An 18,138-nucleotide genomic window follows, 5' to 3' on the forward strand; every position below is an offset into this window, starting at 1 on the left:
GTTACTTCAGCTCGTCGACCATGGTGATGGCGCGACCAATGTAGTTCGCCGGGGTCATCGCCTTCAGGCGCGTTTTCTCTTCTTCCGGCAGCGCCAGACCGTCGATAAACTGCTTCATGCCTTCGGCGTCAACGCGTTTGCCGCGGGTCAGCTCTTTCAGCTTCTCGTACGGTTTTTCGATACCGTAACGGCGCATAACGGTCTGGATTGGCTCCGCCAGCACTTCCCAGTTGTGGTCCAGCTCGTCCAGCAGACGGTCACGGTTCACTTCCAGTTTGCTCACGCCTTTCAGGGTGGACTGGTACGCGATCAGCGCGTAGCCAATGCCCACGCCCAGGTTACGCAGTACGGTGGAGTCGGTCAGGTCGCGCTGCCAGCGGGATACCGGCAGTTTGCTCGCCATATGCTGCAGCACGGCGTTCGCAAGGCCCAGGTTACCTTCGGAGTTTTCGAAGTCGATTGGGTTTACTTTGTGCGGCATGGTGGAAGAGCCGATTTCACCGGCGATGGTTTTCTGCTTGAAGTGGTTCAGGGCGATGTAGCCCCACACGTCACGATCGAAGTCGATCAGGATGGTGTTGAAGCGCGCGATGCAGTCAAACAGTTCGGCGATATAGTCGTGCGGCTCAATCTGGGTGGTGTACGGGTTCCACTGAATGCCCAGAGAGGTCACGAACTCTTCGCTGAACTGGTGCCAGTCAACTTCCGGATAAGCGGCGATGTGGGCGTTATAGTTACCGACCGCGCCGTTGATTTTGCCGAGGATCTCAACCTGCTCCAGCTGACGGTACTGGCGCTCCATACGGTACGCGACGTTCGCCATCTCTTTACCCATCGTGGATGGGGTGGCTGGCTGACCGTGGGTACGGGAGAGCAGCGGAATGTCGCGGTATTCCACGGACAGCGCTTTTACCGCGTCGATGATTTTACGCCAGTAAGGCAGCACGACTTCTTTGCGCGCGGTGGAGAGCATCAGCGCATGAGACAGGTTGTTGATGTCTTCAGAGGTACAGGCGAAGTGAATGAACTCAGACACGGCGTGCAGGGCAGGGACGCTTTCCACTTTCTCTTTCAGGAAGTACTCAACCGCTTTCACGTCGTGGTTGGTGGTGCGTTCAATGGTTTTAATGCGCGCGGCGTCTTGTTCGCTGAACTCGGCAACGATTTTATCAAGGTAATCGTTTGCCTTTTCGTCAAAAGCAGGAACTTCCTTGATTGCTGCCTGGGCGGCCAGCTTTTGCAGCCAGCGTACTTCAACCTGAACACGGAACTTCAGCAAACCATATTCGCTGAAGATCCCGCGCAGCGCGCTGACTTTATCGCCGTAGCGTCCATCGACAGGGGATACGGCGGTCAGTGAGGATAATTCCATAATTCGCAACTCCGGGAGGTTAACAATGAGCAAGAATTTGTTTTGCCTGAGTGGTCAGGCGATTACGAGAAAACATTAACTGCAGGCGGCCACCGCCAACCTGGTGCCACAGCACGGCGGCGCGGATCCCTGCCAGCAGGGACGCGCGCACTTTTGCCTGTACCTGCGGACTTTGCAGCACGGCAGGGGATCCGGTGACCTGAATACGCGGACCCAGCGGGCTGATGACGTCGACATAAATCCCCGCCATTGCGCTCAGCAGCGTTTCCGACTGCAGGTCAAAATGATCGAGCTGACGCTGCAGCCCGGCAATGCGATCGCCCAGCGTATTCATTGCGCCTTTTGCGGCGTTCAGCTTACGTTCCAGCACCATCAGGCTTAACGTGTAGCGGGTCAGCTCCGCGTTTAATCCCTGACGGCTGCTGGCGTTAAGCACGCCGAGCAGGGTTTCAAGACCGAGACGAAGATTGGTTTCACTGCCGCCGAACACGCCCAGTGTCGAGCCGGGGTTGAGATCGATAACGCTGTTCAGTGAAACGTGCAGGGCATCTGCGTCGCAGTGACCCTGATGCGCCAGCTGTTGCACCAGACGGGCTGACTGGCAAATTCCCGCCAGCGCCAGGGTGATGTCATAGTAGTTCTTCGCCACACGGTCTCCTTTATGTGTGAATCGTATTAAACAGCAGGCAGCGGCAGGCGCTGTTCAATGATCCCGCCGCCCAGACAGATTTCGCCGCTGTAGAAGACAGCAGACTGACCCGGGGTGACGGCGGCGACCGGCTCGTCGAAACGCACGTCAATGCGATCGTCATCGAGCGCGGTAATGGTGCAAGGAATATCGGTCTGACGGTAGCGTGTTTTCACCGTGCAGCGCAGCGTGCCTTTCAGCGGCTCACGATCGACCCAGTGCAGCTGCTGTGCAATAAGGCCAACGGACATCAGACGCGGATGATCGTGACCCTGGGCAACAACCAGAATATTGTTTTCGACGTCTTTGTCGACAACATACCATGGATCTTCGCTACCTTCTTTGGTCCCGCCAATACCCAGGCCTTTACGCTGGCCGAGCGTGTGGTACATCAGCCCCTGATGCTGGCCAATCTCTTCCCCGTCGACGGTGACAATTTTACCCGGCTGAGCAGGCAGGTAACGCCCCAGGAAATCGCGGAATTTGCGCTCGCCGATGAAGCAGATGCCGGTAGAGTCTTTTTTCTTCGCGGTGATCAGGTCCAGCTCTTCGGCGATTTTACGCACCTGCGGCTTTTCCAGCTCGCCGACCGGGAACAGGCTCTGGGCGATTTGCTCGTGGCTCAGCGTATAGAGGAAGTAGCTTTGATCTTTGTTGCCGTCCAGACCGCGCAGCAGCTGGCTTTTGCCATTCACATCTGCGCGACGCACGTAGTGACCGGTCGCGATGTAGTCAGCGCCCAGATCTTCCGCGGCGAATTCCAGGAAGGCCTTAAATTTGATCTCTTTGTTGCACAGAATATCCGGGTTCGGCGTGCGGCCCGCTTTGTACTCTTCGAGGAAGAGTTCAAAAACGTTGTCCCAGTATTCTGCGGCAAAGTTAACGGTGTGCAGCTCAATGCCGAGCTTATCGCATACGGCCTGCGCGTCGGCGAGATCCGCTGCGGCGGTGCAGTATTCCTCGCCATCATCTTCCTCCCAGTTCTTCATGAACAGGCCCTCCACCTTATAGCCCTGTTGCTGTAACAGGTAGGCGGAAACGGAGGAATCGACACCGCCGGACATGCCGACGATCACTTTTTTCTGGCTGTTATCTGACATGGAATACTCACGACATTGAACTTCAAGGCGGCGTATTCTATCACGCCCCCCCACCGTTGACACCCTCTGTAAACGGCCAGTTAAATGCGCCGATGACATCCAGCGGCAGACGTGCGCCTGACTGCCAGCAGCGAATGCTTTCCGCAACCAGCGGCGAGCGCAGGTTTGGCGCGTTCAGGATCTCGTCGGCAGTGACCCACAGACAGCGGTCGATATCGTCATCCTGCGGCTCTGTGGCGCACGTTTCGCTAAGCTCAACGGCGAATAAAAAACGCAGGAAGGGCGTGTGGTCAGGTGCGATCCACTGATGCATGCGGATGAAGTGCTGAGGCTCAGCGTGAATGCCGGTCTCTTCCCATAGCTCGCGTTTTGCTGCCTGCAGCAGGGTTTCATTAGCTTCAAGGTGTCCGGCAGGCTGGTTCCACAGCGCTTTGCCGTTAATGCTCTCTTCGACAACAAGGAATTTACCCCTGGCGTGGACCACGCAGGCAACCGTGACATGAGGTTTAAACATAGTGACTCCTTAAGGGGTGACGTCGCGCCATTCGCCGTTTGCCAGCGTTTCCAGGGTGTAGCTGCCCATGGCGTAGCGAATCAGACGCAGGGTAGGGAAGCCGACGTGTGCGGTCATGCGTCGAACCTGCCGGTTGCGGCCTTCATAAAGGGTAATTTTGAGCCAGCTTGTCGGAATGGATTTGCGTTCGCGAATCGGCGGGTTGCGCGGCCACAGCCACTCCGGTTCATTCACGCGTTCAATACCTGCAGGCAGGGTGGGGCCGTCGTTCAACGTCACGCCGCTGCGTAGCGCTGCCAGCGTCGCGTCATCCGGCTCGCCTTCCACCTGTACGAAGTAAATTTTACCGGTGCGTTTTCCGGGCTGCGTGAGCTTCGCCTGCAACGCGCCGTCGTTGGTTAAGACCAGAAGGCCTTCGCTGTCGCGGTCCAGGCGCCCGGCCGCGTAGACCCCCTGAACAGGAATATAGTCCTTCAGCGTGCTGCGCCCGGCTTCATCGGTAAACTGCGGCAAAACATCATAGGGTTTATTGAACAAAATAACCCGCTTCGGCTGGGTTTCCTGCGGTCTTCTGGCGGCTTGTCGCGAGCTGAATCGCTCAACCCGGTGTTTTGTAAAAGAAGTTTTCTTCATGGTATTTTCAGGCGTTATCAATTGCCGCATTATAGCCTAATAACGAAGACCTTTCATGGCGCAGGACAATCAGGTACTATCGAAGGGCTCATTACAATTTATTAACATAAGATCAGTAACAACCAGAAGCGCTCGAAGGAGAGGTTAATGGAAAGCAAAGTAGTTGTTCCGGCGGAAGGTAAAAAGATCACCCTGCAAAACGGCAAGATTAACGTTCCTCACAATCCGATTATCCCGTTCATTGAAGGTGACGGTATCGGTGTAGACGTTACCCCGGCGATGCTGAAAGTGGTTGATGCCGCTGTTGAGAAAGCCTACAAAGGCGAGCGTAAAATTTCCTGGATGGAAATTTACACCGGTGAGAAATCTACTCAAGTTTATGGCCAGGACGTCTGGCTGCCAGCAGAAACGCTGGACCTGATCCGCGACTACCGCGTTGCTATTAAAGGCCCACTGACGACGCCAGTTGGCGGCGGTATCCGTTCCCTGAACGTGGCACTGCGTCAGGAGCTGGACCTGTACGTGTGTCTGCGTCCGGTTCGTTACTATCAGGGCACCCCAAGCCCGGTTAAGCACCCTGAACTGACCGATATGGTTATCTTCCGCGAAAACTCAGAAGACATCTACGCGGGTATCGAATGGAAAGCGGACTCTGCTGACGCAGAAAAAGTGATTAAATTCCTGCGCGAAGAGATGGGCGTGAAGAAAATTCGCTTCCCTGAGCATTGCGGTATCGGCATCAAGCCGTGCTCTGAAGACGGTACTAAACGTCTGGTGCGTGCGGCCATCGAATACGCGATCACCAACGACCGTGACTCTGTGACCCTGGTTCACAAAGGCAACATCATGAAGTTCACCGAAGGCGCGTTCAAAGACTGGGGCTACCAGTTGGCGAAAGAAGAGTTCGGCGGTGAGCTGATCGACGGTGGCCCATGGCAGAAGATCAAGAACCCGAACACCGGCAAAGAGATCATCATTAAAGATGTGATCGCCGATGCGTTCCTGCAGCAGATCCTGCTGCGTCCTGCAGAATACGACGTGATTGCCTGTATGAACCTGAACGGTGACTACATCTCTGACGCCCTGGCAGCACAGGTTGGCGGTATCGGTATCGCCCCTGGCGCGAACATCGGTGACGAGTGCGCCCTGTTCGAAGCGACCCACGGTACTGCACCAAAATACGCGGGTCAGGACAAAGTGAACCCAGGCTCTATCATCCTGTCAGCAGAGATGATGCTGCGCCACATGGAATGGTTCGAAGCCGCAGACCTGATCGTTAAAGGTATGGAAGGCGCGATCAACGCGAAAACCGTAACTTACGATTTCGAACGTCTGATGGAAGGCGCTAAACTGCTGAAATGCTCAGAGTTTGGCGACGCGATTATCGCGAACATGTAATCCAGATTCTGGGTTAAACAAGAGCGGGGGCCTGATGGTTCCCGTTTTTTTTGCCTCTGCCTGTGGGAGACAACACGATGTTAGCCACTGTCCTTATCGCTGTCGTTGCATTCATCCATCTCTACATTCTTGTGCTGGAAATGTTCCTGTGGGATACGAAAACGGGCCACAAGGCCTTTAATCTGCGTCCTGATTTTGCGCGCGACACCCGCGTGCTGGCCGCAAACCAGGGGTTGTATAACGGTTTTCTGGCGGCTGGTCTGCTCTGGAGCCTCTGGCTTGGCGAAAAGGGGATTCAGGTGGCCATCTTCTTCCTGACCTGCGTATTGCTCGCAGGGCTCTTTGGCGCAGCCACCGCCAGCCGAAAAATTTTGTATGTACAGGCCGCGCCCGCTCTCGCAGCGCTGCTTGCGTTACTCATCTGAAGCAATGCTTTGGTTGAGATAAGGCGTCCGATATACTGATGGCTTTACCCGTAAAGATTAGCGACGAGACAGTTATGAATAACGATATCCCACTGAAATATTATGACATTGCCGATGAGTACGCGACGGAAGCCGCTGAGCCGGTCGCTGAGTCAGAGCGCGACGCGCTGGCACATTATTTCCAGCTGCTGCTCACCCGTTTATCGAATAATGAGGAGATTAGCGAGGAAGCCCAGCAGGAGATGGCCACTGAGGCCGGGATCCGTGCGGGTCGCATCGATGATATTGCGAACTTCCTCAATCAGTGGGGAAATGAATAGTCTGCTTCAAAAACCGTTATGCTGATGCTTTGCGATACAGCTCAGCATCACGCTATCGGACCACATGCATTTTTTCCGCAGAATATGCGACGCGGGGGCGTCGATAAACAGCGCGAAAATAACGGTCAGACAAAAGAGTACCACTGGTAATAGTAAGGATAATTTCACATTTTTAACCAAAATATGAGTGTGCTTCAGGGTAATCTACCGTCTGAATGTGACGACTATATGTTTTTGCGTAAAAAATAGAAATGCCCGACTGGAAAAAAACGGACGCGCAAGGCTTCGGGTTACGGTGCAACCCCGGTGAGTCGCTTCGCCAGCTCGCTTCGGGTGAGTGCTTTTGAAAAATACCATCCCTGAATCAGCGCATCGGGATATCTGCTTGCAATAAAGCGATATTGAATTTCATTTTCCACGCCCTCGAAAACAAGCGTTTTATTCAATCTTGCAAGGGCATCGCTGAAGATTACAAAGATGTTTTGCTTATAATGCTCGCTGATGCCGTCCACCAGCGACTTATCGATTTTGATTTCATCATATTCAAGCAGCGACAGGCGGGCGAGATTCGAGTTTTGCACGCCAAAATCATCTATTGATATTTTAACGCCGAGCGATTTCAGCTCCTGACAGAATCCCTCGAGGATATCTGCCGTGGAAACGGCTTTCTCAGAGAGTTCGACCTTTATCAGGGAAAGAGGAAGGTGATTGGCAAAACACGCACGACGCAAAATAGTAATGAACTGTCCATCTTCAATTTCCTTGTGCCCAACGTTTATTGAGACTATCAGCTGGTGTTTTATCGCCAGAGGGGCAATTTCGGAAAGGGATTTTTCGATAATATTACTGTAATATTTTTTATACAGGCCGATCTTCTTAATTAATGGGATAAACAGCTCCGGAGAGACGTCCCCGTGCTTTTGATCGCGCCATCTCGACAGAACTTCGACGCCCACGATTTTTTGATCGTGAATGCGAATAATGGGCTGATAGTTAACGCTGATGGTATTCGTGATGACGGCTTTTATCAGCGTACGTTCCAGAGAAAAACGGTCTTCATAGATACGGAAGATAAATAACGTTATCGCAATCCAGATAAAACAGAGAATGACCGCGAGAAGCGCAAAGATAAACGGAGGTAGCGAGGCCAGCCCGGCGTCGTGGTGTTTCACTATGACGCACAGGTCCCAGAAGGTGCTGCACTGTGTCAGAGTCAGGGTAAACAACGTCGAATGCAGCCAGCTCTGCTGATTTAGCTCCGTGGCGGCCGAAAAAAAGACTCTGCCGAAGTCTTTGGTGGTAGCGCTGAGCGAATAGCTTGCGGTAACCGGGGTGAATTTATCGTAGGCATAGCGGGAGGTGAAGATAATAATATTATTATAAATTGCCGCATTGCCCGTGAAAAAGTCTTTTCTCGAGAACTGGGCCAGGAGAAAGCCCCTCAGCGTTTTATGCAGTTCTGCAGGAAGTGCAACGGGCGTCGCGAGTTTTCCCCAAAAAGCGGTACAGACAATTTTTCCCTTATCAATAAAGCCGATATCGGCAAAATAAAGATTATTAAGCTTAATTTGTCTGTAGCGATCGAGGCTGGTTTTGTCACATCCCTGCGCCGTGATGCTTTTGAGACCCAGCGCCACGCTTTGGGACACGTCTTCTGAATAATGTAAAAGGGTACGGGATATTTCAAGCTGTTTGCTCTTCTGCTGACCGATGATTACAGCATTGACCGCATAAAGAGACAGGAAGACCAGAAGCGTTGAAACAATAGCAACGGCAATGAGCTTTTTCATTTTCCAGATATCCAGTCCGCTCCCTGATTTCACAAATCTTAACACAGCCAGGGCAAGGAACAAGCCTGATAGTCACGTCATGTGAGTAAATACCGGCAGATGAACTCATACGAAAGTATCAGTTTTTTAAGACAATTCTCAGCTAAGCTATTTTCATTGTTATAAGCAATACCGGGTTAGCACAGGCTCTTCTACCAGAACATCCATGCTTGATTTTTCTATTAAGGAAAACATCGTGCGCAACGTGATGATCCCTATTCTTAGCGCTCTGTTTCTTTTTCTGAGCGGCATTTTGATTATTAACTGGCAGCTATGGCAGATGGCGAAGCTGAGTAATAGTCATACCGCCACGGCCAGCACCCAAAAAATAGAAAACATTCTGGCTGAAGCAGTCAGTGCGGCCAGCACGGCAAAGCGCGTTGCGGCCGAAGGGTGTACCAGTAGCGGACAGCTGGCGCTGGGGACAGAGGCAGCGCTAAAACCGCATCTGCGCGCCATCATGATCGAGCTGCAGGGTAAAATCATCTGTACTTCCCTTCCGGGGAATGGCGTGTTGATTATTCATCCTGAGACGTTACCTGCCGAAAAATTGATGCTGTTACCCGGCAGTGGGCTGGTGAACGGCATTCCGGTGCTTGTCTTTCAGATGCCCATCGCGGGAGGGCGCGTCATCGTCAGCATCAGTGACGCGCATTTGCAGGACGTCATTGCAAGCGCATCGAACAGCATGGATCTGGGGCTGGTTGTCGGCGAAAGTATGCTTGTTCGCAACGGTGCCGTGAGGGGCTGGAAAGCGGCCTCCTGGAAGGGGGCGCTTACGGCATCATCGCAATTTCCCTTTAGCATCGCCTGGCAACCTCCTGCCTTTTTCAGCCTGACGCGGCTTTTGCAACAGGGATGGAGCCTGATACTGCTTATTCTTACGCTATCGGTGGCGGTGGGCATTTTGATCCGCCGATACAAGGGGAAAAGTACCTCATTTGAAGACGACTTACGTAAGGCCATTTTGCAGGGGGAGATCGTGCCTTATTACCAGCCGATCGTGAACGGCGATACCGGCGGGTTATACGGCGTTGAGGTCCTGGCAAGATGGAAGCATCCAAAGTCAGGCTTTATCCCGCCGGATGTCTTTATTCCGATTGCCGAACGTAGCGGGTTGATTATACCGCTGACCAAAGGGTTGATGGCAAAAGTTGTGACCCAGCTTAAGCCGCTTTTGCCTAAGCTACCGGACGGGTTTCATATCGGGGTAAACATCAGCGCCAGACATATTAATGCGCCTTCATTTATCGGTGACTGCCGCGTCTTCGGGAAAGGGTTTCAGGGTAAAGAGGTCAAACTGGTTCTCGAGGTGACCGAGCGTGAACCGCTGATCGATAATCCTCACCTCGTGGAAAACCTTAACATGCTGCATAACGCCGGCTTTGTCATTGCCCTGGATGATTTTGGTACGGGTTATTCCGGGCTGTCATGCCTTAATGCGCTGGCCATTGATTATATTAAAATTGATAAAAGCTTTGTGAACCGGGTTTCAGAGGAAAAGGACTCAACGATCCTGCTGGACTGCGTCATTGACCTGGCGAAAAAACTCTCTTTGCGCATTGTAGCTGAAGGTGTAGAAACAAAAGAGCAACTGGAGTATCTCAACCGTAATGAGATAACCCTGTTACAGGGATATTATTTTGGTAAGCCCGTCTCCTATATCGATTTTATTAAAGTCATTTTATCTAAACCCAGGGAGACCGTTAGTTTGTAAAACGAAATAAAGACGAGCTTCTGTTGTATGCTTAAGTGCAATTCATTTTCCTCTTATCCCGAGCTTTGTTACAGTGACAAGAGTTGTCAGCCAGGGATGTCAGGCGTGATAAGGTGGAAAAGCTCGTGCATGTGAAAAATACTTTTTACACAACAACCATTACCGTCATCATTGTCTCATTGATCATCTCGCTGTCGCTTGCCGTCCAAATTGCCACGTCCAGACAGCAGTCAATTAAGCAAATTAATACCAGCGTTGCTAACCTGAGCCATACCCTTGATGTCTACACCGAGGGGATCATGCGCCAAAGCGAAATGTTAATTACTACCGTTTCCGACATAATCGAATTTATGGCATGACGCCGCAACAGGCGACCAATATTCAGCGGATGATAAATAATCAGGATAATCTTCTTACCCAGATTAATAATGTGGTTGTTTACGACGCTCAGGGCGATATCTTTACCGCGTTGCACGAAACTTTTACAGGCCCACGCAAAGGATCGGACAGGTCATTTTTTATCTATCACAAGGAAAATAAAAATCAGCAGATTTTTATTGGTGAGCCCGTGGTAAGCAGAACCAATGGCAAATGGGTCATTACCATTAGTCGTCGCCTTGAAACCCACACCGGGGCATTTAACGGTGTCGTGGTGGTGACGCTGGGTATCGAGAATTTTCTCGCGCTTTACGGGCAGATTAATATTGGTCACCTGGGCGTCATTGGCTTAACGACACAATCCGGCGTGCTGCTGGTCCGTCACCCCTTTAAAAATACCTACGTCGGCACGATTTTTTCTGATTCACCCCTCTTCAGGAAATACCTAAAGGTACAAAATACGGGGATAGCCAGTTCCGTTTCGCGGTTTGATAAAATCGAACGCATTTACGCCTATGAGAAAAACCGACGCTACGGGCTGGTGACCACCGTGGCCGTCAGCATTGATGAAGCGCTCGCACCGTGGCGCAAGCAGGCCATTCAGCTGGCGCTACTCATTTTCGTTTTCACTGCGATACTTATCGTCGCGTCATACTTCCTGTATTCCGACTTATCCAGAAAAACCAGAGATAATAAGGCGCTGAAGATTATCGCTTCCGAGGATGCGTTGACCGGGCTGTACAACCGTCGCATCTTTGATGAAAAAATCCTCTCGGAAATCGCGACTTGTGCCGCACATGACGCAGCGATTTCGATACTGATTGTGGACGTGGACTACTTCAAAAAATACAACGATAACTACGGCCATCCGGAAGGGGACCGGTGTCTGGCGCTGCTGGGGAACAGTCTCCGGGAGAGCCTTACCCGTGATAATCAGATTGTGGCGCGCTACGGCGGAGAGGAGTTTGCGCTGATATTACCTGATACGGATATCCAGGAGGCGCTTCGACTGGCGCAGACGATTATTCGCAACGTGTTTTCCCTGCAAATCGCGCATGCTTTTAGCCCCTTCGGACGGGTGACGGTAAGCGTCGGGATTTCCACCGCGCGTGCGGTCGACATCGCGGGCAGTCAACAGAATATCATTATTGCCGCTGACCAGGCGCTCTACCAGGCAAAACGCGCAGGACGTAACCGGTACGCGTTTGTTGGGGTATGAACAGAAAAAAAAGCCCACTCAGGAGTGGGCAAAAAATACTGGAAGCAATGTGAGCAATGTCGTACTGAATACCTGAGTGTTACGCTCAACTATTCAGTATTGAGAAAGATAATCTTTCTCAACAAAAGATGCAACCCCACAGTTTATGCGGCAGGCTCTTTTTGTTGGTGAATAATTGCGCACTCTCTCATTGTGATGCCTATCACAAATTTCCTTTCTGAAATCCTGTGCTATTCTTTTTTGTGTCGTTGATTTAATGACAAAAACCATACAGAGAGGAAAGTTATGGGAATTTTATCCTGGATTATCTTTGGGCTTATTGCGGGTATTCTGGCGAAGTGGATTATGCCGGGCAAAGATGGCGGTGGTTTTATCGTCACCGTAATACTGGGTATTATCGGCGCGGTAGTCGGCGGCTGGATCAGTACGCTGTTCGGTTTTGGCAAAGTCGATGGCTTTAACTTCGGCAGCTTTGCCGTCGCGGTCATCGGTGCGCTGGTTGTTCTGTTTATCTACAGAAAAATCAAAAGCTAAGGCTTAAAAGCGTTAAAAAAGGCTGTCAGATGGCGGCCTTTTTTACGTGGTAGGTTTACCACCAGCCAAGCTGCGCGCCGGCAAACGCCGCGATGGCAACGATCAGCATAATGAGGGTCGTTTTTCTCATTTATGCCCCAGGCGCCGCGTAACCACCGACAAAAAACCATGCTAAAAAAATCACCGCCGTTATAAAAATAACGACCGGGAAGAGGATCCCTATTCTCATATCATCACCTGTTTCGGTTCTTGTAACGCCGTAGAGTGTACGGGGTTAATCCATAGTGAGAAAGCGTGTTTTGCTTTTTCCTTTCTTATCCTGATACATCGCGACATCCGCGTCGCGTAATGCGCTGTCCGGATCGGTTACCCGAGGGTCCACTTCGATAACGCCGACGCTGGCCCCGGGGTAAATGAGGTTGACGCTACCCAGCCAGTATTCACCGGCAATACAGGCGCTGAGGCGCGTTTTGACCAGAGTGACCTGCGCGTTATCTCCTTCGCTGTGGGATGTGCTCAATGACGCGACCAGAAACTCATCGCCGCCCAGCCGGCCAATGATATCGTCCTGCCGTTTTTCTTCCGTCAGACGCTTGCCCACTTCAATCAGGAACTGGTCGCCAGCCTCGTGTCCGTAGCGATCGTTAATCAGCTTGAAATCATCCAGATCGATGAACGCGATGACGGTGTTACGTTTAAGGTGCCGCGCCAGGGAAAACAGCGTGGTCAGATCTTCAAAAATGGCGCGACGGTTGGGTAAACCGGTAAGGGCATCCGTGTAAGAGTGGGCGATGAGGGCCGCATTGGCTTCGCGAAGCTGGGTTACCAGCGACTCTTTCTGAATGGACTGGGCAATCAGCCCGGCGAATAACTTCAGAACCTGTTCACCGCGCTCACTAAGCGGCTTTCTGGCCGTGCTGGTGGCACAGAGCGTTCCGTAAAGAGAACCATCCGCAAGATGGACAGGAATACTCATGTAGGTCGTAATGCCGAGCGCTTTCGCCGCCTCGCACTCCGGCCAGCGTTCGGGAACGTCGTTGCTGAATACGGTGTCGCTATCCAGCGCGCGCTTACACAGTGTTTCATCCCACGGGACGCTCAGCCCCTCAGGGATTGTCATCTGCTTGCTGTTGCGGGCGTAGAGGATATGCTGCAGTCGGGCTTCGATATCTACCTTGGTGAGGTAAGTCGACTCCATGTCAGTCACAATCTCCAGCATCTCCAGCAGCTGACGAACGAGACCTTCAAGGGATTGTTCAGTGGCGAGGGTTTCTGAAACACGGGCAAGGATAATATCCGACATGACGTAGAATGACTCCCAGGCAGAAGACGTCTGCATCTGCATGTTATGCTGAGTTTTTAGACTTCTGGCATAGTAAAACATGAATATAAAAAATTTAATATATGCAGGGAGGGGGCAGCAGCAGAGAAAAAAGGCCCCGTTGTTGAGACCGGGGCAAAGACATCTTGATTACGGAATGATGTTCTCTGGTCATATCGAGAACATGCGACACTATAGTGTTGAAAAGTGCAGTTAAAATGGAGAAATCATGGAGAAAGCGGCGATGACCCGTTACCCTTAGACTGTCATGATGTCACAAGGATCAATGAGATGAGATTTCTGCTTCTGGCGCTGGCGCTTCCCCTGGCAGCCTGCACCGCGAAAACAACCCCACCCGATGCGCCGAAACCGCCGCACGCTATCGGTATGGCGAACCCGGCCTCCGTGTACTGCCTGGAGAAAGGCGGGGAACAGATCCCGGTTCAAAGCCCGCAGGGCGTACGCACGGAGTGCAAACTACCGGGGGCGAAGTGATTGATGAATGGACGCTCTACCGTCGCGATCATCCGCAACCCACCAGGTGACAGACGTATATTGCCTGCGATACACTTCTCTTTAGGATTATTCTTAGCCAGCCCCTGGCTACCGTTACCGTGAGAGAAGTATGTTTCAGCTTAAACCGGGCAGCATGGCGATGATCATCGGTGCCCGCACGGCGTCAGGCCGTCGCAATATTGGTAAATCTGTTGAGCTGTTTGGCCTGTGTCAGCCCGGCCTGCGTTTCGTTAACCCGGTCAACGGCGTAATGACGCAATTACCCGCTACCGCCGATCGCGCGCTTTGGCTGGTGACTGGCGATGTTTACGCCTTTGACAATCAGCACGGCTTTGCCTTTGTCCGCGCCGAACATCTGATGCCGCTCACCCCGATGAAGCGCCGCAAATGCTTGACGAGCTGGCGATCGGCTGATCAAAGATGGCGCAGCCAGTCGGCTAATACCAGGGCGTGATTCTGCTTTGTGTCTTTGGCAGCAAAGAGCAGGGTGACAGTCTGCCTGTTCGCCAGCGTCGCAAGACGCATTCCCTCGTCAGCATGCTGCGCCAGCTCTTCCCTATAGGCCTTACTGAAGGCGGCAAAATCAATGGTTTCGCTATGAAAGGCCTCACGTAATTCATTCGAGGGCGTGAGTGCTTTACACCATTCATCATAGGCAAGGTCCGTTTTTTTAATCCCGCGCGGCCACAGCTTGTCCACCAGCACCCGATAGCCGTCGTCCGGGCCAGCCTGCTCGTATACGCGTTTGCATTGAATCATAATTCCACCCTCCCAATTTAAGGTATTGTGATAATTGCAGAAGATCGGTAGTCTGAGGTTCCTTATGTTATCTGATAATACTCTGGCATAAGGAACCTTTCATGGAACACCTCCCGGTTAAAACGACGCTGCGCATTGCGCTGGTTGGCGATTACAATCCCAGTGTTATTGCGCATCAGGCGATCCCGCTAGCCATTGATGACGCCGCCGCAGTCCTTGACCTCACCGCCGATTACGACTGGCTTGCCACCACGGAGCTGACAAGCCCTGAAGATCTGGTGGGCTACGATGCCATCTGGCTGGTGCCTGCCAGCCCCTATAAAAACACCGAGGCGGCCTTTATCGCCGCGCGCTACGCCCGTGAAAACGGCATTCCATTCCTTGGCACCTGCGGCGGATTCCAGCACGCGCTGATTGAGTATGCCCGCAATGTGTTGGGCTGGGCCGATGCGGCACATGCCGAGACGGATACCGAAGGCACCATGGTGATTGCGCCGCTGGCCTGCTCGCTGGTGGAAAAAACCGATGCGATTGAGCTGCGCAAAAATACGCTGATCGCGAAAGCGTACGGCAAGCCGGAAATTGAAGAGGGTTATCACTGTAACTATGGCGTGTCGCCGGCGTTTTCCCAGGCGCTGGAAAGCGGTGATATGCACGTTACGGGCTGGGACGAACAGGGGGAAATTCGCGCCGCAGAGCTGGTTACGCATCCGTTCTTCGTGATCACCTTATTCCAGCATGAGCGTAGTGCGCTGGAGGGACGCCCGGTCGTGCTGGTTCAGGCGATGCTGCGCGCGGCGCGCGGGTAAGAAAAGGCAGGCCCAATGGTCTGCCACACCATTTAACGGGGCGCGATTTCCCGGTCTCGCCCGGCGAGCACGCCGCAAATAGCCATTATCACGGCGGCCAGGGCGCAGCCCAGAAGCGGGATTTGCCAGTCTCCCGCGCTATCGTGAATTTTCCCCATCAGCGGAGGGCCGCAGGCGGCGAGCAGATAGCCGATCGACTGCGCCATGCCGGAGAGCGCCGCGGCCTGGTGCGCGGAGCTGGCGCGCAGACCGATGAACGTCAGGCCGAGGATCATCGTTGCTCCGGAGCCAAAGCCAAACACCAGCGTCCACATCACCGCCATGTCAGGCATAAACCATAGCCCCGCCGCGCTTACCGCGCACATCAGCGCCACCGCACCTGCGATCCCCCGCTGATCTTTCAGACGGTGGAGAACCAGCGGAACGGCAAGCCCCGGCACGGCCGTGGCCAGCTGCAACAGCCCGTGCACCGAGCCGGCCTGGGCTTCGCTGTAGCCGTGGCTGAGCAATATCGCCGGCAGCCAGCCGATGATGACGTAGTAAATCAGCGAGTTAATCCCCAAAAAGAGCGTCACCTGCCAGGCGAGGGCCGAGCGCCAGATGGCGCGGTTATGCAGCGCGCCAGCGCCCGTTACCGTCGCAACGTGTTTCTGACGCCACTGCGGCAGCCAGAGCAGCAGCGCGACCAGCGGAAACGCCATCAGCATCAGCAGCGCGCCATGCCAGCCCGCGCTACCCTGCGCCAGGGGAACAATCATCGCTGAGCCAAACGCCGCCGAGACGCCCATCGTCAGAGAATAGGCCCCGGTGAGTCGGGCTACCTGGCCCGGGAAGTCACGTTTAATTAATCCGGGTAACAGCACGTTCCCGAGCGCAATCCCGCAGCCGATGACCGCGGTTCCGATGAAAAGCAGCGCGGCGGAAGGCAGAGAGCGAAGTGCAATCCCGGCGCAAATTAGCAGCAGGGCGACAAACAGGCTGCGCTCCATGCCGATACGTCGGGCAACGCCTGCGGCGAGGGGTGAGACAAGGGCGAAAGCCAGCAGGGGCAGGGTGGTCAGCAGACCGGTTTGCGCCGTGCTTAAGCCATAATCAAGACGAATAGTGTCGAGCAGCGGAGCTGCGCCGGTAAAGGTGACGCGAAGCGTAGTGGCAATCATCAGGATGCCTGCAATCAACAGCGCGCCGTGTTTTCCTGAGGTGCGAATAGCAGTATTCATTATGTTCTCATACGTTCAAGCGAGCGCACACAATACCGATTTTCCCGGCGGTTTAAATCAGGCTAAAATGACAGTTTATCGCTAAAATCGGACAAACTGATGATTGGTCTGGGACTGGACGGCTATGATCCCGATAGCCAGCACGATGCGGCCGTCGCGTTTCGCATCCGCGTGGTGGCGGAAGAACAGTATATTCCCCGACATCATCACCGTAAGGGGCAGCTGATTCTCGCCCTCGGCGGCGCCATCACCTGCGAAGTGGAAAATGCCATGCTGATGGTTCCACCCCAGTACGCCGTCTGGATCCCTGGCCAAATGCCGCACAGCAACAGGGCCACGCCGGGCGCGCAGCTCTACTTTTTGTTCATTGAACCGGGTGCGGCAAGCTTGCCCGACCGCTGCTGCACCCTAAAAATCTCCCCTCTGGTGCGGGAGCTGATTTTATCCCTGGCGGAAAAATCGCGTGAACAGCTCTCTCTTACGGCCACATCGCGCCTGGTGCACGTTCTGTTTGACGAGCTGCCGCTCCAGCGTCAGGAGCATCTGCAGCTGCCCGTCTCCCCCCATCCAAAAATTCGGCTGATGAGCGAGAAAATGGCGGAAGAGCCTGCCGCATGGCAGACGCTGACGCAGTGGGCGAGCCACTTTGCCATGAGCGAACGCAGCCTGGCGCGGCTGGTGGTGAAAGAGACCGGCTTAAGCTTTCGCCGCTGGCGCCACCAGCTGCAGCTGATCGTGGCGTTACAGCATTTGATCGGTGGGAAATCGGTACAGCAGGTGGCACAGTCACTCGGCTATGACTCTACCACCGCGTTTATCACCATGTTCAGGAAGGGACTGGGCCAGACGCCGGCGCGTTATATGGCCAGCCTGACTACGACTTCCCAATAAACAGAGAGACAAGGCCCGCCGCAATCAGCGGCCCCACCGGAACGCCGCGAAAGAGCGCCACCCCCAGCACGGTGCCCACCAGCAGACCCGCCACCAGCGAGGGCTGGCTGCTCATCAGCGTAACGCCGCGCCCGCCCAGCCACGAAACAAAAATCCCCACCGCGATCGCCACCAGTGATTTCCAGTTTACAAACGAGTGCAGCAGGGTTGAGGCGGGAAGCGTGCCGCTGGCGATGGGCGCCATTACCCCGATGGTTAAAATGATGATCCCAATGGTGAGGCCTTGTTTTTCTATCCACGGGAAAAAGGTATTTAACGGGGTCACGCGAATAATAATCAGCACCAGAATCGAGATGGCGACGGTGGTGTTATGGCTGACAAAGCCGAGCGCGGCGAGTGCCAGAAGAATGAGCAGAGTAGGGTCAAACATAGGGAATCCTTGCCAAAATAATTAACCTGCTTACAGTACGCGCAAACGCGACGCAGGACAGTTTT

The 18,138-nt window shown here is 53.5% G+C and carries 18 protein-coding genes and 3 pseudogenes; 10 read left to right on the top strand and 11 right to left on the bottom strand.

Annotation, left to right across the window (positions count from 1 at the left end; all coding sequences use genetic code 11):
• Position 1: 1 nt before the first annotated feature.
• The 5 genes from purB to rluE are packed head-to-tail and all read right to left on the bottom strand — an operon-like array spanning position 2 to position 4,337.
• Entirely contained in the window at positions 2-1,372 is a 1,371-nt protein-coding gene (purB, locus tag ACJ69_RS04370) for an adenylosuccinate lyase (RefSeq protein ID WP_008500757.1), read from the bottom strand.
• A gap of 19 nt (positions 1,373-1,391) precedes the next feature.
• Complete coding sequence (hflD, locus tag ACJ69_RS04375) at positions 1,392-2,021, bottom strand: high frequency lysogenization protein HflD (protein WP_023311236.1); 630 nt, start codon at positions 2,019-2,021, stop codon at positions 1,392-1,394.
• A 26-nt stretch (positions 2,022-2,047) separates the two neighbouring features.
• The gene (gene mnmA / locus ACJ69_RS04380; protein ID WP_032657963.1) at positions 2,048-3,160 is read right to left on the bottom strand and encodes a tRNA 2-thiouridine(34) synthase MnmA; all 1,113 of its coding nucleotides are present in this window, start codon (positions 3,158-3,160) and stop codon (positions 2,048-2,050) included.
• 40 nt (positions 3,161-3,200) lie between these two features.
• A complete protein-coding gene (locus ACJ69_RS04385; protein WP_054829927.1) occupies positions 3,201-3,674 on the bottom strand; it encodes an NUDIX hydrolase in 474 nt (157 codons plus the stop codon).
• A gap of 9 nt (positions 3,675-3,683) precedes the next feature.
• Positions 3,684-4,337: a 23S rRNA pseudouridine(2457) synthase RluE gene (gene rluE, locus ACJ69_RS04390; RefSeq protein ID WP_023311239.1), complete on the bottom strand. Its 654-nt coding sequence runs from the start codon at positions 4,335-4,337 to the stop codon at positions 3,684-3,686.
• A gap of 117 nt (positions 4,338-4,454) precedes the next feature.
• Between rluE and icd the strand changes: the two genes are divergently transcribed.
• From icd to ACJ69_RS04405, 3 genes are all read left to right on the top strand, one after another.
• Positions 4,455-5,705, top strand: coding sequence for an NADP-dependent isocitrate dehydrogenase (gene icd / locus ACJ69_RS04395; RefSeq protein WP_032657958.1), 1,251 nt, complete (start codon positions 4,455-4,457; stop codon positions 5,703-5,705).
• Between the two features lie 77 nt (positions 5,706-5,782).
• Positions 5,783-6,130, top strand: coding sequence for a DUF1304 domain-containing protein (locus ACJ69_RS04400; protein ID WP_047648078.1), 348 nt, complete (start codon positions 5,783-5,785; stop codon positions 6,128-6,130).
• 74 nt (positions 6,131-6,204) lie between these two features.
• The gene (locus ACJ69_RS04405) at positions 6,205-6,450 is read left to right on the top strand and encodes a YmjA family protein (RefSeq protein WP_029739845.1); all 246 of its coding nucleotides are present in this window, start codon (positions 6,205-6,207) and stop codon (positions 6,448-6,450) included.
• A gap of 290 nt (positions 6,451-6,740) precedes the next feature.
• On the opposite strand, the gene ACJ69_RS04410 is transcribed toward ACJ69_RS04405, so the two are convergent.
• A complete protein-coding gene (locus tag ACJ69_RS04410) occupies positions 6,741-8,240 on the bottom strand; it encodes an EAL domain-containing protein (RefSeq protein WP_059346509.1) in 1,500 nt (499 codons plus the stop codon).
• Positions 8,241-8,445: 205 nt separating this feature from the next.
• On the opposite strand from ACJ69_RS04410, the gene ACJ69_RS04415 reads away from it, so the two are divergent.
• From ACJ69_RS04415 to ACJ69_RS04425, 3 genes and pseudogenes are all read left to right on the top strand, one after another.
• Complete coding sequence (locus ACJ69_RS04415) at positions 8,446-9,996, top strand: EAL domain-containing protein (protein ID WP_232248379.1); 1,551 nt, start codon at positions 8,446-8,448, stop codon at positions 9,994-9,996.
• A 125-nt stretch (positions 9,997-10,121) separates the two neighbouring features.
• A pseudogene (locus ACJ69_RS04420) lies at positions 10,122-11,593 on the top strand (sensor domain-containing diguanylate cyclase).
• Positions 11,594-11,878: 285 nt separating this feature from the next.
• Complete coding sequence (locus ACJ69_RS04425; protein WP_006174788.1) at positions 11,879-12,127, top strand: GlsB/YeaQ/YmgE family stress response membrane protein; 249 nt, start codon at positions 11,879-11,881, stop codon at positions 12,125-12,127.
• A 130-nt stretch (positions 12,128-12,257) separates the two neighbouring features.
• Here ACJ69_RS04425 and ACJ69_RS25130 read toward each other — a convergent pair whose 3' ends face one another.
• The gene (locus ACJ69_RS25130) at positions 12,258-12,356 is read right to left on the bottom strand and encodes a YoaK family small membrane protein (protein WP_029739841.1); all 99 of its coding nucleotides are present in this window, start codon (positions 12,354-12,356) and stop codon (positions 12,258-12,260) included.
• Between the two features lie 45 nt (positions 12,357-12,401).
• Complete coding sequence (locus ACJ69_RS04430; RefSeq protein WP_059347808.1) at positions 12,402-13,430, bottom strand: sensor domain-containing diguanylate cyclase; 1,029 nt, start codon at positions 13,428-13,430, stop codon at positions 12,402-12,404.
• 309 nt (positions 13,431-13,739) lie between these two features.
• Between ACJ69_RS04430 and ACJ69_RS04435 the strand changes: the two are divergent.
• Both ACJ69_RS04435 and ACJ69_RS04440 read left to right on the top strand, forming a co-directional pair.
• A pseudogene (locus ACJ69_RS04435) lies at positions 13,740-13,993 on the top strand (putative hemolysin).
• An 80-nt stretch (positions 13,994-14,073) separates the two neighbouring features.
• Positions 14,074-14,378 (top strand): annotated as a pseudogene (locus ACJ69_RS04440) (hypothetical protein).
• On the opposite strand, the gene ACJ69_RS04445 reads toward ACJ69_RS04440, so the two are convergent.
• Entirely contained in the window at positions 14,379-14,723 is a 345-nt protein-coding gene (locus tag ACJ69_RS04445) for a DUF488 domain-containing protein (RefSeq protein WP_054829928.1), read from the bottom strand. It lies immediately after the preceding pseudogene.
• Positions 14,724-14,824: 101 nt separating this feature from the next.
• Between ACJ69_RS04445 and ACJ69_RS04450 the strand changes: the two genes are divergently transcribed.
• Positions 14,825-15,532, top strand: coding sequence for a CTP synthase C-terminal region-related (seleno)protein (locus ACJ69_RS04450; protein ID WP_059346511.1), 708 nt, complete (start codon positions 14,825-14,827; stop codon positions 15,530-15,532).
• A gap of 32 nt (positions 15,533-15,564) precedes the next feature.
• On the opposite strand, the gene ACJ69_RS04455 is transcribed toward ACJ69_RS04450, so the two are convergent.
• Positions 15,565-16,752 carry a CynX/NimT family MFS transporter gene (locus tag ACJ69_RS04455; protein WP_054829929.1) on the bottom strand — a complete coding sequence of 396 codons (1,188 nt, stop codon included), beginning with the start codon at positions 16,750-16,752 and terminating at the stop codon, positions 15,565-15,567.
• A 99-nt stretch (positions 16,753-16,851) separates the two neighbouring features.
• Between ACJ69_RS04455 and ACJ69_RS04460 the strand changes: the two genes are divergently transcribed.
• Positions 16,852-17,643, top strand: a complete 792-nt coding sequence (locus ACJ69_RS04460) for an AraC family transcriptional regulator (RefSeq protein ID WP_059346513.1) — start codon at positions 16,852-16,854, stop codon at positions 17,641-17,643.
• Here the strand turns inward: ACJ69_RS04460 and ACJ69_RS04465 are convergent.
• A complete protein-coding gene (locus tag ACJ69_RS04465) occupies positions 17,627-18,073 on the bottom strand; it encodes a DUF441 domain-containing protein (protein ID WP_059346515.1) in 447 nt (148 codons plus the stop codon). The two genes, ACJ69_RS04460 and ACJ69_RS04465, sit on opposite strands and share 17 nt — an antisense overlap.
• Positions 18,074-18,138 lie beyond the last annotated feature (65 nt).

Source organism: Enterobacter asburiae (genome assembly GCF_001521715.1).
Taxonomy (GTDB): domain Bacteria; phylum Pseudomonadota; class Gammaproteobacteria; order Enterobacterales; family Enterobacteriaceae; genus Enterobacter; species Enterobacter asburiae.

Excerpts from the sequence above, each read along its gene's own strand:
- ACJ69_RS04450 (WP_059346511.1), top strand. The coding sequence starts at position 14,825 with ATGGAACACCTCCCGGTTAAAACGACGCTGCGCATTGCGCTGGTTGGC.
- ACJ69_RS04410 (WP_059346509.1), bottom strand. The coding sequence starts at position 8,240 with ATGAAAAAGCTCATTGCCGTTGCTATTGTTTCAACGCTTCTGGTCTTC.
- ACJ69_RS04430 (WP_059347808.1), bottom strand. The coding sequence starts at position 13,430 with ATGTCGGATATTATCCTTGCCCGTGTTTCAGAAACCCTCGCCACTGAA.
- ACJ69_RS04465 (WP_059346515.1), bottom strand. The coding sequence starts at position 18,073 with ATGTTTGACCCTACTCTGCTCATTCTTCTGGCACTCGCCGCGCTCGGC.
- ACJ69_RS04455 (WP_054829929.1), bottom strand. The coding sequence starts at position 16,752 with ATGAATACTGCTATTCGCACCTCAGGAAAACACGGCGCGCTGTTGATT.
- rluE (WP_023311239.1), bottom strand. The coding sequence starts at position 4,337 with ATGCGGCAATTGATAACGCCTGAAAATACCATGAAGAAAACTTCTTTT.
- ACJ69_RS04460 (WP_059346513.1), top strand. The coding sequence starts at position 16,852 with ATGATTGGTCTGGGACTGGACGGCTATGATCCCGATAGCCAGCACGAT.
- ACJ69_RS04400 (WP_047648078.1), top strand. The coding sequence starts at position 5,783 with ATGTTAGCCACTGTCCTTATCGCTGTCGTTGCATTCATCCATCTCTAC.
- ACJ69_RS04425 (WP_006174788.1), top strand. The coding sequence starts at position 11,879 with ATGGGAATTTTATCCTGGATTATCTTTGGGCTTATTGCGGGTATTCTG.
- icd (WP_032657958.1), top strand. The coding sequence starts at position 4,455 with ATGGAAAGCAAAGTAGTTGTTCCGGCGGAAGGTAAAAAGATCACCCTG.
- ACJ69_RS04415 (WP_232248379.1), top strand. The coding sequence starts at position 8,446 with ATGCTTGATTTTTCTATTAAGGAAAACATCGTGCGCAACGTGATGATC.
- mnmA (WP_032657963.1), bottom strand. The coding sequence starts at position 3,160 with ATGTCAGATAACAGCCAGAAAAAAGTGATCGTCGGCATGTCCGGCGGT.
- ACJ69_RS04405 (WP_029739845.1), top strand. The coding sequence starts at position 6,205 with ATGAATAACGATATCCCACTGAAATATTATGACATTGCCGATGAGTAC.
- ACJ69_RS04385 (WP_054829927.1), bottom strand. The coding sequence starts at position 3,674 with ATGTTTAAACCTCATGTCACGGTTGCCTGCGTGGTCCACGCCAGGGGT.
- ACJ69_RS04445 (WP_054829928.1), bottom strand. The coding sequence starts at position 14,723 with ATGATTCAATGCAAACGCGTATACGAGCAGGCTGGCCCGGACGACGGC.
- purB (WP_008500757.1), bottom strand. The coding sequence starts at position 1,372 with ATGGAATTATCCTCACTGACCGCCGTATCCCCTGTCGATGGACGCTAC.
- ACJ69_RS25130 (WP_029739841.1), bottom strand. The coding sequence starts at position 12,356 with ATGAGAATAGGGATCCTCTTCCCGGTCGTTATTTTTATAACGGCGGTG.